We start from the raw sequence: 14,018 nt of genomic DNA, 5'->3' as shown, positions 1-14,018 counted from the left end.
TTAGCCTGGGCAGTAGCATGGATGGCTTTTAGCCTCCTGTGGGACTGAACGATCTGTTTGACGAAACTGAAGTACCAGTCTGTTAAGCGCTTCCATATCCATCAAAAAGGCATCGTGACCGTGGGGAGAGTCAAGCCAACGCAGGTCAGCGTTGGGCAGCAAACGGGCAAGCTCTTGCTGTTCGACTGGTGGATAAAGGATGTCGGATGGGATGGCAATAATGAGCGCAGGTTGACAGATGCTTTGTAGAACCGCCTCATAGGATTGTCCTGGTCGGGTGACATCGTGACAGTCCATCGCCTGGGATAGGGCAACGTAGGTGTTGGCATCAAACCGCTCAACCAGCTTTTGCCCCTGGTGATGTAGATAGGTCGAGATAGTGAACTGCTTGCGCTCTGTTTGAGTTTGCCGCCCAAAGCGGCTGCTAAAACTTTCCCAGGAACGATAGGTACTCATTGCCATGATGCGAGCGGCTGCCAATCCCTGAGCCGGTGGGCGGTCGGGTGAGTAGTATCCCGCCTGCCAGTTGGGATCGGCGTAAATTGCCTGCCGCTGTGCCTCGCTTAACCCAATGCACCAGGCAGAATGTCGCCCAGGTGCTGCAATCGGCGCGATCGCCTGGACTCGTTCTGGATATAGCAATGCCCACTCCAGAACCTGCATTCCACCCAAAGAACCGCCAATCACCAGTTCCAAGGACTCCACTCCCAGCGCTTCGATTAATCGAGCCTGCAAATGCACCATATCTCTTACCGTAAAGGCGGGAAAGGTGGGCCCGTAGGGTTTGCCGGTTGCCGGATTGAGGGATGTCGGTCCCGTTGTACCGTAGCAACTGCCCAGAATATTGCTGCAAATGATGAAATCCTGGGTTGGATCCAGTGCCTTACCGGAGCCGAGCAGCGGATTCCACCAGGTTTCCAGGTCTGCCCAACCCGTAAAAGCGTGGCAAACCAAAACGGCATTATTCCGGTTGGAGTTTAATGTCCCCCAGGTGCGGTAAGCCACCTGCACCTCCAACAAAGTCTCACCCGACTCCAGCAGAAACAGATCCGGGAGTCGATAAAACCGGGTATTTGGAGAGATGACATGCGGATAATTCATCATCATCTTTACCTCTTGGGAAGTTGCGATCGCACCAGCGTTTGCGGAAGCACGTATCGTGCCAGCGTGTGCCCCATCTAGCCCGACACCACTTGCTCAAATGCTTGCTCAAAGTCAGCTTTGATGTCATCAATATGCTCAATTCCCACGGAGACCCGCACCAGGTCAGGGGTAACACCGGCAGAACGTTGTTCCTGATCGCTCAGTTGCTGGTGCGTGGTCGATGCCGGGTGAATGATCAACGTTTTGGCATCTCCCACATTTGCCAGGTGACTCGCCAGCTTAACGTGGTTGATCAAGGAACGACCGGCTTCCAGCCCCCCTTTAATACCAAAGTTCAAGACTCCACCAAACCCATTTCTCAAATACTTCTTCGCCCGTCCGTGGTAAGGGTGTTCTGGCAAACCCAGATAGTTGACCCACGCCACTTTGGGATGTTGCTTTAGCCATTGAGCCAGTTCCAGGGCGTTGTTCGCATGGCGTTGAACCCGCAGGGAGAGGGTTTCCAATCCTTGCAGAAACAGAAATGAATTGAACGGACTGAGCGCCGGACCTAAATCTCGCAGCCCTTCGACCCTGGCGCGGATAATGAAGGCAATGTTACCAAAAGGTCCCTGGGGTCCAAACACTTCGTAAAAATTGAGTCCGTGATAGCCAGGAGCTGGTTCTGTGAAAACAGGAAACTTGCCATTGCCCCAGTCAAACTTGCCAGAATCGACAATAACGCCACCAATTGACGTGCCATGCCCACCAATCCACTTGGTTGCCGATTGCACAACAATGTCGGCTCCATGTTCTATGGGACGAGCCAGGTAGCCTGCGGCTCCAAATGTATTATCAACAATTAACGGAATCCCGTTTTCGTGGGCAATATGCGCCAGGGCAGCAAAATCTGGCACGTTGAACTGGGGATTACCAATGGTTTCAACAAATAGGGCTTTGGTGCGATCGTCGATCGCCTGCCGAAAATCCTCTGCCTCATCCCCATCCACAAATTTGACGTGGATGCCCAGACGGGGAAAGGTGACTTTGAACTGGTTGTAAGTGCCACCGTATAGATAGCTGGTGGAAACAATGTTATCGCCTGCCTGGGCAATATTGCTGATTGCCAAAAGTTGAGCTGCCTGCCCGCTTGCGGTTGCCAGAGCCGCAACTCCACCCTCCAGAGCGGCAACGCGCTTTTCAAACACATCCGTCGTCGGATTCATGATCCGCGTGTAGATATTGCCAAACTCTTGGAGGGCAAAAAGGCGTGCTCCATGATCGGCATCGTTAAAGACATAGGAGGTGGTTTGATAGATCGGCACCGCACGGGCATTGGTTCCGGGAGCTGGTTCCTGTCCAGCATGAACTTGAAGGGTTTCAAACCGATATGGCTCAGTCATAGGAATTCCTCGTCTAAGGGGATAAGGGGGGGGATAAGGGGTTCAAATTACTGGGGTGTCAACCTCTTCATAAAACAGCAAACCCTTGAGCAGCATGGGTTACGCTACGCTAACCTATCCTACGTTTAATTCAACTGCTATATTTTAATACGGTATTTCTATCGGTGAACCGTATTTTATGGAAAAATAGTATAAGAATCCTAAAATGCACTGACATTGCAACCGTAGGCTGGAAATGCGCCATCGCCCATGATTAACCCACCCAGCAAAGCACTAATAGCCAGCGTTGCAGAGAACTAACCTTTGGGCATCAATCGCCTCGCCAAAGCGCCTGCTAGAAGGGCACCCAAAATAATGTCCGGGTTAGGTTTGAATTTCGGAATTTTTGGCTCCTGGTTCCTGACTCCCTTGCCCCGCCAGCGCAATAACACGGCTAACCAGTCAAACAGAACTAGTTTGCACAACGATCGCTCCGATCCAACCAAGCGTATTTCCCAGCACAACCCCCGAAATAGTTCTGGTGCTCATCCTCCAAAGGTCGATAAAATCTACTCCTCGAGAGATTGTATTGAATTACACCAAGCTGTTGTAGCGTGTTAACTTGCATAGCTCCGTCTATCTGCCTAAACTATGTCAACCAATTTCTTAGTCTCTACTAAAAATGATTAATTCTAGGCTGAATTTAATGCATTAGTTGCAGCGAGTAAATTTTTTGTATTTCTTCATTTAGTGAATTGATTTTAGCTACTGTTTTATTTTTTGTTCTAGTTATTTTTGTTCTAGCGCCCATATTTTACACTTTTCTGGAAAAAGAGCATGACGATCGCAATTCAAACTCAATCGGTTAAGCCATCCAAATTTTATAGTCTTAGCAAGTTTAGTTATGGGTTAGTTGCACCCTTTTATCGATTCTGGTGGCATAGCCGCGCCTATGTCAGCATTTTAGGCGTGATGCTGCTGACCCTGGTTAGTTTGATCGTGTTATACGTTCACAATCAGATCAGCAAAGGTTTATCGCTCCTTGAGCAGCGATTCTATCGAACTGCGGATGGCGTTCCCATCGCTACCAGAAATCGAAATGAGTATAATCCGTAACTCAACCCAAACCCCATTACAAAACCTTGAGATTGTTCCACCAGCCAGCTTGACAGTGCCATAACACCTCTGTAAGCTATTTTTACGGTTAATCGGTAGATTTACCGTAGATTAAGTGACCTTCAGGAGAAACCTGTGCTTAAGCGACGTGACATTCTGCTGGGCCTTGCCACTTTTACAGCCACCATGCTACCTGCTGTGGCATTCGCCCAATCCTCTGTGGAGTTGACCCTGGTTAGCTATGCGGTTGCTAAACCCGTCTTTGCTCGCCTAATTCCAGAATTTCAAAAAGAATGGAAAGCCAAAACAGGGCAAGAGGTGACGTTTAAAGAATCCTACGGAGCCTCAGGCGCTCAAACGCGGGCAGTTCTGGCAGGTTTAGAAGCGGATGTTCTGGCGCAAAATCTTCAGACTAATGTGACACCCCTGGTGGAAAAGGGATTGGTCAGCCCAGAGTGGGATAAGCGTTTACCTAACAAGGCGATTCCTGCCTATACGGTTATGGTTCAGGTGTTGCGCCCTGGTAATCCTAAAAAGATTAGCAGTTGGAAGGATTTGAGCCGTGATGATGTCAGTATCATTGCGATTAACCCCAAAACATCGGGAAATGCTCGGTGGGGTGTTCTGGCAGGTTATGGTCCCATTCTCAAAAATGAGGGAGAAAAACCGGCACAGAACTACCTGAATCGATTTGTCAAAAATATCAGAACCCTGGTGAATTCTGGTCGAGAAGCAACGGATACGTTTATCAAAAATCGGGTCGGAGATGTATTGCTGACCTTTGAGAGCGAGATTATTTTCACCAATGATGTGATTCCTCGCAACTTCCCGTACAATGCCCCTTCTCCCAATATTCAGGTTGATTTTCCTGTTACTGTGGTTGATAGCATTGTGGATAAGCGTGGTACCCGCAAAGTGGCGGAAGCATTTACCCAATTTCTCTTCACTCCAAAAGCGCAGGAAATCTACGCTCAACTGGGCTATCGTCCTTACAATCAGCAGATAGCAACCAAATATGCCAAGCAGTACCAGAAGGTTGATAAACTCTATACCATTGTTGATTTTGGCGGTTGGGAGCAGGTGAACAAGCAACTGTTTGCGGACGGAGCACTGTTTGATGTAGCTCAACAGTCTGCGGCAGGACGGTAGGTGGCAGGTGGTGGTAGGCAGTTGTGAAATGTTGAGGAGAAAATTTTCTTCAACAGGTTCATGGTTTCATAATTTGACATTTGCCAGACCTGAACGACTTAGACCTCCGAGGTTTTCAAAACCTCGGAGGTCTGGGCAGATTTGGATTTATGCCACTAAAAAATTATCAGATTAGCTTTCACAGGATGTATTTAGTAGCATCTAAAACGGATTAGTCTCAGACTTAGGAAACTAACTAATTAACAATCAAGTCATCACTATGAGTCAAATCCTTCAGGAAGTTCTTACTGCTAACCAGAACTACACCAAAACATTTGGGGATAAAGGCAGTTTGCCCCTGCCGCCTGCCCGTCGCTTTGCCATTTTGACCTGTATGGATGCGCGCCTCGACCCAGCCAAATTTGCCGGATTAACAGAAGGCGATGCCCATGTAATTCGCAATGCAGGTGGACGCGCCAGTGATGATGCCATTCGATCGCTGGTGATTTCCTACAAACTGTTGGGCACCCGTGAGTGGTTCATTATTCACCACACCGATTGCGGCATGGAAACCTTTACCGATGAAATCATTCGCGGCTTGCTGGCAAACAGTCTGGAAACCGCCCAACTCAACGAAAGGGGCTGGCAAGATGTGGGTGCTGGACCCGGTTCCTCGGAAGCTGATTTCATTGATTGGTTGACGATTCGTGACCAGGCAAAAAGCGTTCATGACGATGTCAAGCGCGTGCGATCGCATCCCCTCGTTCCCAGAGACATCCCCATCTACGGCTATCTCTACGATGTTAAGGCTGGAAAGTTAATCGAAATTCCCGAAGCCTCTGCGATCGGACAAGTAAAATGATTTGAAAATTCGATTCCTGGACTAGTGCTTTGCCAAACAAAATCCAGCAAAATTCTCTAATTGCCTTTTTATATTCTGTTCCCATCGGCATTTTAGGTGGCTTGATGGGACTGGGTGGGGCAGAATACCGTTTACCTGTGTTGGTGGCGGTATTGGGGTATTTTCCCCGTCAGGCGGTGCCCCTCAACCTGGCGGTCAGCCTGATCACCATCGCGGTTTCTCTACCCATTCGAGCCGCAGCCCTTTCCTTAACTTCTGTTGTGCCCCTACTGCCCGTGATTCTGTCTTTGATTGCTGGAGCAGTGATCACAGCGTTTTATGGCGCAACATTGGCAGGAAGATTGTCGAATCGTCAGTTGGCACAAATAATTCTGGTGCTGCTGGTGGCGATCGGTGTTGCCTTGATCATCGAAGCTTTTTTGCCCCAGGAGTTACCGGGCTTTCTGCCAGCAGGCTTGGGCTGGCGGATTCCGGCAGGGATCTTGTTTGGGTTAGGCATTGGGTTGGTCAGCAGTTTGCTGGGAGTGGCGGGGGGTGAAGTGATTATTCCTACCCTGATTTTTGCCTTTGGAGCAGACATCAAAACCGCTGGAACGGCTTCATTGATCGTCAGTCTACCGACTGTGGTGACGGGATTAATTAAATATGCTCGTTTGGGGGCTTTTCGCGATCGCCGTCCCCTCGCTGAAACCGTCATCCCAATGGGCATTGGTTCAGTTATTGGAGCCATTATTGGCGGTTTACTCGTCGGTTTCGTTTCCGGCTCCTTCCTGAAGATCATGCTGGGCATTATTTTGATCGGTTCCGCCCTCAAAGTCTTCCATCACAGCAAATAATCCCCCTCCCCAACCTCTCTCTTCGTATGACTCCTACCTACCCCATCACCCCTCCCCTCTCCCTCAAAATCCCCCTCCCCCTCTGGGGTTTAACAGCGGGATTGTTGATCTGGTGGGTGTTTACGACTCCCCTCTGGCACCAGAATCCGATTGTGAGTGACTTTTCGCCAGAACGTACAGTGGTTGCTCTGGTTCAATTGGTGAGGACTGGTGCGATTGTGCCGCACCTCATTGCCAGTCTGCGGCGGGTGTTGGTGGGGCTGCTGGCAGCGATCGCCCTGGGTGTGCCCGTCGGTATCTTGCTGGGACTGTCTCGCCCTTTGGATCAGGCAACCTCTGCCCTGTTTCAGTTCATTCGGATGATCTCGCCCCTCTCGTGGATGCCTCTGGCAGTGATGGTTCTGGGCATTGGCGATCTGCCGGTCTACTTCCTGCTCACCATTGCCGCTGTCTGGTCGCTGATCTTGAATACTTCCGCTGGCGTGGCTGGCGTCGATCGCCGCTGGCTATTGCTGTCTAAAAGCCTATGCGCGACCCAATGGGAAACCATCCGTCGGGTGATTATTCCGGCGATCATTCCCCACCTGCTGACTGGAGTTCGGCTTGCGATTGGGATTATCTGGATTGTGCTGGTGCCTGCGGAAATGTTGGGAGTCAGTGCCGGCTTGGGCTATTACATTTTGGATACCCGCGATCGGCTTGCCTATTCCGAGTTAATGGCAGTGATTTTGATCATTGGGGCGATCGGCTACTGCCTGGACACGGGACTCCGATTTGCCTATTACCGCTGGACCCATCAAGCTTAATCATCAAACCATTTCAGTCCACGCTGAGTTGAACTTTAGATGAATTGGGCTGTTTTGGAAAGGCAAAATTGCCGATAATTTCCCCACGGGGGTTGGTTGACTGATGCCCCTGAGTCGCTGAGCCATGCACCAGCGGTAGCCGTGGAAACAGCAGTTCTGCTACGCGAAAGGCTTCTTCCAGGTGGGGATAGCCAGACAGAATGAACGTATCAATGCCCAATTGCTGATATTCCAGCAGCCGTGCTGCAACCGTGTCAGGATCGCCGACCAGCGCGGTGCCTGCCCCACTTCGCACCAATCCTACACCTGCCCATAGGTTGGGACTAATTTCTAGTGCTTGCCGATCGCCCCCATGCAAACTCACCATCCGCTGCTGTCCAACTGAATCGTTTTTGGCAAGCGCCGCCTGGGCAGTAGCGATCGCCTCCTGATCGACATACCGAATCAATTGTTCTGCGGCATCCCAGGCTTCCCGTTCTGTTTCCCGTACAATCACATGCAGGCGAATGCCAAACTTGAGCGATCGCCCCTCTGCCGCTGCCAGTGCCCGTACATTTGCAATTTTTTCCGCCACCTGAGCGGGGGGTTCGCCCCAGGTGAGATAGGTATCGACATGCTTTGCTGCAATCCGTTGAGCAACTGCGGATGAACCCCCAAACCAGAGGGGTGGGTAGGGAGACTGGAGGGGTGGAAACATGAGTTTGCCGCCCTGAATGTCGAGATACTCACCCTTAAAAGTCGTCGTATCACCTGCTGTCACCTGTCGCCAAACAGTTAAAAACTCATTGGTTAACTGGTAGCGATCGTCATGGCTGAGGTGCAGTCCATCCCCCGCTAACTCAAGTGGATCGCCACCCGTTACCACATTTAACATCAACCGACCACCGGACAGGCGATCGAACGTAGCTGCCATCCGTGCCGCTACACCGGGCGACATTAACCCTGGACGCAGAGCAACCAGAAACTTCATCTGACGGGTAATTGGAATCAGAGTTGATGCCACAACCCAGGGGTCTTCACAGTAACGTCCGACAGGCAGTAACGCGCCTGCAAATCCCAGATGATCCACTGCCTTAGCAATCTGCTCCAGGTAAGGAAAGTCAGTGGTGCGTCCGCCGATGCCGGTTGCGAGATAGCGCCCATCCCCACCCGTCGGAATAAACCAAAGTACTTGCATAAATTAGCCTCTCAAAATTCGTTATCATGCCGCCGCCGTGCTAACTCTGGCATGTTTGGCAATGTAGTTCACAAATCGCTGTTTCAATTCAGGACTGACGAGGGTGCAATCAACATAGTGAAAGCCCAGACTCCGCGCCCTTGCCAGGGTTTGTTCGGGTGTCAGTCCTTCTTTAATGGCAGCACTCAAGAGCGCGATCGCCGTTGAGCGCATTCCGGCAGCACAATGCACAATTACTGGTTTTGGCAGTTGTTCAAGCGTTTGCAAAATCTCTGTGACGGTTGTTTCATCCAGATGTTCAAGCTTGAGTGGAAGGTTGGTGTAGTGCAATCCCAATGCATCTGCTAATTGATGTTCATTTTTCAGAAATCCCAGCTCATCGGGAGATCGCAGATTCAAAACTGACCGAAAACCCTCGTCAACTGCCTGTTGAAGCTGCTCTAATTGCACCTGTCCAATCACGGTCAGGTCATTTGTAATGCGTAATGCCTTATTCACACGGACTCCTTTTTCCAGTCCACTACCGTTAACTAAGCAAAAGCAACCAAAACTGCACTCCAGAAGCATAAGAGCAAGGAGAGTCGAGTATTCCCTGCCAGAGCTAGAAGTAACGCCCAATTTCGGCTAAATTTACTTTTTTAAAACTGATTCCTACAGATTGGCACAACAAACATCAGTTTGTCGATAGATTTACCGTAGATTAAGTAATGGTTATCTACTTGGAGAGAGAAGTTTAGCTACGGTTATGGGGATTGAAGGAAGGGGTAAGGTCTGGTTGGACATCCCTATTCCCGACGGAAATTGTCAAATCTGTACTTGTTCTCTTAGAGGGAGCGTGAAATAATCCTCTCAAACTACGGTTTATCGGTAGGTCAACAGTACTTTTTCTGATCAGGCTTTTTCTCCAGGTTCCAGATCCCCGATCCACCCATTTCAAACAGGTTAACCAGCAATGAAGAATAGTTTTGACAAAGCAACGGCGATCGCGGCTACGGTTTCTGCGGCAGTGGTTGCGATCTCCACCAGTCTGCCCGCCCAGGCGATATCATTTATCCCGTTTTCGTTTCAAACGAATGTCACCGCAAGCCCTCCAGTTGACCCCGCCAGTGGTTTGTTGAATGACCCCACCAGAGATATTCGACTGGACTCCGTGGGGTTTGGTGGTGACACCATTAGCCTGTTTGAGCTTGTGACGGCGGCAAAAGTTCTGCAAAACGATACTTATGTGGCTCCCGACGGCAGTGTTTACGGCGTACTGCATTCAGGACGGGGTCCCAATACAACCAGTGATTCTCTACTGGGAGAAGGACCCTCAAAGCCCAACCCAACTGACCAGGATATTGTGGGTAGCCTGGGAAACCTGAACTTGAACAGCATTCTGGTCACGCGGGAAAATGCAAACACTGCGAGTATTGAGGTTTCTTTCGACAATCCTGTAGATAAATTCTTCTTCTGGGAACGGGGTGGAAATCCTGCGGGAACGATTGCTGGAGACAGTGATTTATTGGTTGAAGCACTGGGTAATGATGGCACTGTTCTGGCAGCTTACAAAATTCTGCGAGAGAACTACACAAAGGCGGATTACAACATCAGTACTCAGGTGCTTCCAATTTTGAACAATGGACCTTTCAATATCGGGTCAATTGGGCTGGGTTTGAATGGTGCAACTACTCAAACTCTGCGATTAACCAGCACTGGTAACAACCTGGGTGCAACGCTTGGGGATAATGGACCTGACTTTAAGGTCGTTGCGGCTGTCCCCGAACCAACCACCATGCTAGGCATGCTGTTCGCTGGAGGATTCGGTCTTGCCTTAAAGCGCAAACGAGCCATGGCTGGTTCGTGAAGTCTTTTGGGGTGGGTAAAACTTTTTGGGGTGGGAAAACACTGTCTGCTCATGATTTTGGTGGGCACACGATGGTTTGCCCACCCTACGATTTCTGATACCACGGTTTCTGGCACGAGTGGCAACACCCGCCTAGGACTCAAATTCGAGGGCGGGTGATTGGGAAAGGTGCCAGATCTCAGTCAGCCAACATCGATGTGAAAGCATTTAAGTCAATGCCCTGCACTAACCTGATTGCATCCTGGGGTAAATGGCTGATCTCCCCCCATAGTTGACCAGGGCTGATACCAAATAGATATTGCAAGCCCAGCACGATCGCTAAAATTACCAGAATCAACCTAAAACCGGCTTTTAAGATTCTGAAAAACAGCATGATCAGTAAGAAGGAGATTGCGATCGCGCCAACCACCAACACACTTTGCGGATTTACCAGTTCAGTCAAAGAATCCATAGGTTCAACTATCGAATAACCAGTACTTCTGTTTATAGCCTTTCTTGAGCCAATTAGGTTACATTCTGAGGCTATCAGGGGACAGGATTAGGCTGCACAAGATGAGGATCTTTAGCCAATCTCCGCTGATTCTTCTGAGAAGCTCGATGCCCTGGTGATAGCCCTGCGGGACCGAGACGATTGTAACGATGAGCCAGTTTCCGCACCCAATCGCTTGAAAAACCGACTATTTCTGCAATCTCCTCAACGCTCAAAATAGTATCTTGTTGGTTCAGCAGTTGAATCACTTGCCAATAGCTTTTTAGTTTGCCGTCCTGACACTCTTTATAATTTTGGATCAGTTCTGCATCACTCAGATGAGGAGCAATTTGAATACGGCTGCGAGCCATAAAAAAAGAATAAAGTGAAGGGAGTAGTAGTCACTTGTATGTTCGAAACCATAGACAGATCTGTTCACAGATCTATAGAGATGGCGGCATAAATTCGTTTGAAAAACTCAGGCAATCAGCACCCCATCGGCTGAATCTCTAAACTCCATTGCAGAAACATAGATGTATCTTAGTTAACCCTTGTTTATAAGATCAAATATTCCTTTTTGTTGAAACGATAGATTTTATTGATTGAAGTATCTACGATAGTGCTTCTGAGCTTTATCTACTGACTTTAACTTTCGCCTATCCAGGGGTTGCTCTTGCTAACTAAGTAGACAGACCTAATTAAATGTAAGATGCCTCCAAGCCGCCCTCACCCCCAACCCCTCTCCCAGAACGGGCGAGGGGTTGGGGGTTGGTTCCCCTTCTCCTTGCATGGGAGAAGGGGGTAGGGGATGAGGGTCTTCAGTTTAATTTCACCCACCTACTTAACCGTGGTGTACTTCTTATTCAAATTCAAAACTACGGTTTAATGATAGAGATTGCATTTCTCCTAATTCCATCGGAAGCTGGAGCTTCTCTGGCGCTACCAAGCTGGGGTTTGGTGATGACCAAGAGGACTGTAAAAGGGTTTCAGTCCATTTCAATGGATCTTGACTGTTAGCTTGGAAATTGATTTCCGAGCGGTCTAGCGATGAAGCAATCAGTCTTTCAAGACTTTCGTCAGTCAACTAGCTCAGGAATAGAAGCTAGGTTTGGGCAACTCATTATTCAGTGCCCAGTTGCCTAGATCTTGAACCTTGTAATCGACGGGATCATGCAGAGTGAAAGTTCGGAGGTTGCGCCAGTAGCGATCGAACCCATATTTGCTGCCAGTTGCACGGGCACCCATCACTTCAAAAATGCGGTTGGTTACTTCCAAGCCAACTCGGGTAGTCGCAACTTTAGCGGCGGCGATCGAGATCGCGCACTCTCCCCGTTGTTCTGCGGTCAACTCCCACTGTTGCTCCCAGGCGGCTTGGACGAATTCTCCTGCTCGATCGACTAAACACGCGGCGGCTTGTAGATCCACATACAAATTACCAAAGTGTTGTAGGATATAGGGATTTTGGGTCGCGCTTTCGACCTGGGATGTGAGCCAGGGGCGGGTTGTGGCGCGGGTATAGTCTTTTGCAGCGGCAAATGCTCCCTGAGCGATACCCAGGTAAATATTAGCAAGATTCAACTGAGCAAGAAGTGCTCGAATCGTGCTGAAGGGTTGGCTATTGCCTGTACGATTACCAAAAATTTCCCTGACGTAGACGGTGACATTTTCAAAGGTGATGCTGCCGCTGTCGGTTTGACGTTGACCCATATTGTCCCAATCGTCGTGAATAGTGATGCCATCTCGTTGGGTTGGGATTGCCAGGATTAAAAAATCGCCCGTTTCCTGGTTGGTTGCAGTAATGGGTAAAATATCCGAATCTTTGGAGCCGGAACAGAAGCTTTTCGTACCATTAAGTCGAAAATTTTCCCCATCCGGGGTGAGGATAGTGCGGCGATCAAGGGGATTGAGGGCATTACACCAGAACCAGTTGTGCTGGACTGTTTCAGCGTAGTAGCGCTCTTTTTGGGCAGTTGAACCAAAGATGTGAGGGATTATGATGCCCAAATGATGGTAGGAGTAAACGTGAGCGATGGATGGATCGACTCTGGCAAATTCACGGCTGATTTTGAAGGCGGTAATCCAACTCTCGCCGCTACCTCCATACGCTTGGGGAATTATGAGATGAAGCAAACCACTTTGACGAATTCGATCGCGTTCTTGCTTGGGCGTTCCACCCGCCCGGTCTCGCTCAATTGCGTTCTCAGCAAACTCTATGGCTAAGGCTTGGGCGATCGCAAGGTAATCCTCTGAGGTTTTCGGTTTCAGTAGTTGCATGATGGAAGCCAATCAACAAGATCTTTATCTATATCAAATCTTGATCAAATCTTGCAGCAGTCTCAGAAACCGGGTTTCTTGCTATTGGCTCAACTTAAAAAGCGCTAGTTTTTGGTTCAGAAACCCGGTTTCTCAAGGCTGATTGAGAATGGTACAAGATGTCAGCTATTCAAGTCTTCTCCAGGGTTTATCCGTATCTTCAGCAATGGCAAACTGGGTTGGTAAACCCACTCCTAAGCTATCAAGCCTCGACAGCCAAGGGTTCTTCAGCCGTTTGATAGGATGCTTCCTCGGTTGTCAAATCCAGTGCGTTCAAGATTTGCTCTTGCCATTGCTGAAAACGTAAATCCGTTCGTTTGCGGGGACGGGGTAGATCCAGTATAAATTCCTGGTGGATGCGACCCGGATTGCCCCGCAGAACAATCACCCGATCGCTCAACACCAGTGCCTCTTCAATGTCATGGGTGACCAGCACCAGGGTTGGGCGATCGTAGTTCCAGATTTCCAGCAGATGATCCTGGAGTTTCATCCGAATGAAGGCATCCAGAGCGCTAAACGGTTCATCTAACAGCAGAATCGAGGGTTTGGTGATCAGGGCACGGGCGATCGCCACCCGCTGTGCCATGCCGCCAGACAACTGACGGGGTAGCGCCTGGGAGAATTCCATCAACCCGACACGCTCCAGAATCATATCGGTTAGCCGCTCCTTTTCGGATTTAGCCATCCCTTCCAGCCCAAATTGCACATTCTCGCGCACTGGTAGCCAGGGCATCAGGCGTGGTTCCTGAAAGATGATGCCAACTTCGGGATGGGGTGCCGTAATCAACTCACGGTCAATTAAAACCTGTCCCAGGCTGGGAGTGGTTAATCCAGCAATGATTCGCAGCAGCGTACTTTTACCGCAGCCACTTGTTCCCACCAGGCTGACAATTTCACCCGCTTGAACCGAAAGGTTCACATTATCCAGGGCAATAAACCCGTTGGGGAACCGCTTTGAAAGGGTTTCCAGATGCAACATTGTGTGGTTTCCACCCCTCCA

General features: G+C 49.5%; 15 protein-coding genes. 6 read left to right on the top strand and 9 right to left on the bottom strand.

Annotation, left to right across the window (positions count from 1 at the left end):
* From metX to AC1S52_RS16875, 3 genes are all read right to left on the bottom strand, one after another.
* On the bottom strand, positions 1–1,107 hold the full coding sequence (gene metX, locus AC1S52_RS16885; RefSeq protein ID WP_482030200.1) for a homoserine O-acetyltransferase MetX: 1,107 nt from the start codon (positions 1,105–1,107) through the stop codon (positions 1–3).
* A 71-nt stretch (positions 1,108–1,178) separates the two neighbouring features.
* Positions 1,179–2,486 carry an O-acetylhomoserine aminocarboxypropyltransferase/cysteine synthase family protein gene (locus tag AC1S52_RS16880; RefSeq protein ID WP_482030199.1) on the bottom strand — a complete coding sequence of 436 codons (1,308 nt, stop codon included), beginning with the start codon at positions 2,484–2,486 and terminating at the stop codon, positions 1,179–1,181.
* Between the two features lie 296 nt (positions 2,487–2,782).
* Complete coding sequence (locus AC1S52_RS16875; protein WP_482030198.1) at positions 2,783–2,971, bottom strand: hypothetical protein; 189 nt, start codon at positions 2,969–2,971, stop codon at positions 2,783–2,785.
* Between the two features lie 331 nt (positions 2,972–3,302).
* On the opposite strand from AC1S52_RS16875, the gene AC1S52_RS16870 reads away from it, so the two are divergent.
* From AC1S52_RS16870 to AC1S52_RS16850, 5 genes are all read left to right on the top strand, one after another.
* The gene (locus AC1S52_RS16870) at positions 3,303–3,581 is read left to right on the top strand and encodes a hypothetical protein (protein WP_482030197.1); all 279 of its coding nucleotides are present in this window, start codon (positions 3,303–3,305) and stop codon (positions 3,579–3,581) included.
* 135 nt (positions 3,582–3,716) lie between these two features.
* Entirely contained in the window at positions 3,717–4,730 is a 1,014-nt protein-coding gene (locus tag AC1S52_RS16865) for a sulfate ABC transporter substrate-binding protein (protein WP_482030196.1), read from the top strand.
* A 259-nt stretch (positions 4,731–4,989) separates the two neighbouring features.
* Positions 4,990–5,571 (top strand): beta-class carbonic anhydrase, encoded by a 582-nt coding sequence (locus AC1S52_RS16860; protein WP_482030195.1) that lies wholly within the window; start codon positions 4,990–4,992, stop codon positions 5,569–5,571.
* A 29-nt stretch (positions 5,572–5,600) separates the two neighbouring features.
* Positions 5,601–6,407, top strand: coding sequence for a sulfite exporter TauE/SafE family protein (locus AC1S52_RS16855; RefSeq protein WP_482030194.1), 807 nt, complete (start codon positions 5,601–5,603; stop codon positions 6,405–6,407).
* A gap of 26 nt (positions 6,408–6,433) precedes the next feature.
* Positions 6,434–7,213 carry an ABC transporter permease gene (locus AC1S52_RS16850; protein WP_482030193.1) on the top strand — a complete coding sequence of 260 codons (780 nt, stop codon included), beginning with the start codon at positions 6,434–6,436 and terminating at the stop codon, positions 7,211–7,213.
* Between the two features lie 13 nt (positions 7,214–7,226).
* Here AC1S52_RS16850 and ssuD read toward each other — a convergent pair whose 3' ends face one another.
* On the bottom strand, positions 7,227–8,390 hold the full coding sequence (ssuD, locus tag AC1S52_RS16845; protein WP_482030192.1) for an FMNH2-dependent alkanesulfonate monooxygenase: 1,164 nt from the start codon (positions 8,388–8,390) through the stop codon (positions 7,227–7,229).
* Between the two features lie 24 nt (positions 8,391–8,414).
* A complete protein-coding gene (locus tag AC1S52_RS16840; RefSeq protein ID WP_482030191.1) occupies positions 8,415–8,888 on the bottom strand; it encodes a protein tyrosine phosphatase family protein in 474 nt (157 codons plus the stop codon).
* 454 nt (positions 8,889–9,342) lie between these two features.
* Here AC1S52_RS16840 and AC1S52_RS16835 point away from each other — a divergent pair, with 454 nt between their 5' ends.
* Positions 9,343–10,236 (top strand): exosortase-dependent surface protein XDP2, encoded by an 894-nt coding sequence (locus tag AC1S52_RS16835; RefSeq protein WP_482030190.1) that lies wholly within the window; start codon positions 9,343–9,345, stop codon positions 10,234–10,236.
* Between the two features lie 178 nt (positions 10,237–10,414).
* Here AC1S52_RS16835 and AC1S52_RS16830 read toward each other — a convergent pair whose 3' ends face one another.
* The 4 genes from AC1S52_RS16830 to AC1S52_RS16815 all read right to left on the bottom strand — a co-directional run bounded on the left by AC1S52_RS16830 (position 10,415) and on the right by AC1S52_RS16815 (position 13,997).
* A complete protein-coding gene (locus tag AC1S52_RS16830) occupies positions 10,415–10,687 on the bottom strand; it encodes a hypothetical protein (protein ID WP_482030189.1) in 273 nt (90 codons plus the stop codon).
* Positions 10,688–10,761: 74 nt separating this feature from the next.
* Positions 10,762–11,076 carry a helix-turn-helix domain-containing protein gene (locus AC1S52_RS16825; RefSeq protein WP_482030188.1) on the bottom strand — a complete coding sequence of 105 codons (315 nt, stop codon included), beginning with the start codon at positions 11,074–11,076 and terminating at the stop codon, positions 10,762–10,764.
* Between the two features lie 718 nt (positions 11,077–11,794).
* Positions 11,795–12,979 carry an acyl-CoA dehydrogenase family protein gene (locus AC1S52_RS16820; protein ID WP_482030187.1) on the bottom strand — a complete coding sequence of 395 codons (1,185 nt, stop codon included), beginning with the start codon at positions 12,977–12,979 and terminating at the stop codon, positions 11,795–11,797.
* Positions 12,980–13,220: 241 nt separating this feature from the next.
* A complete protein-coding gene (locus AC1S52_RS16815) occupies positions 13,221–13,997 on the bottom strand; it encodes an ABC transporter ATP-binding protein (protein WP_482030186.1) in 777 nt (258 codons plus the stop codon).
* Positions 13,998–14,018 lie beyond the last annotated feature (21 nt).

Source organism: Kovacikia sp. CALU 1929 (assembly GCF_056784235.1).
Note: the sequence above shows the minus strand (reverse complement) of the source record. Positions and strands in the feature narration are given on the sequence as shown.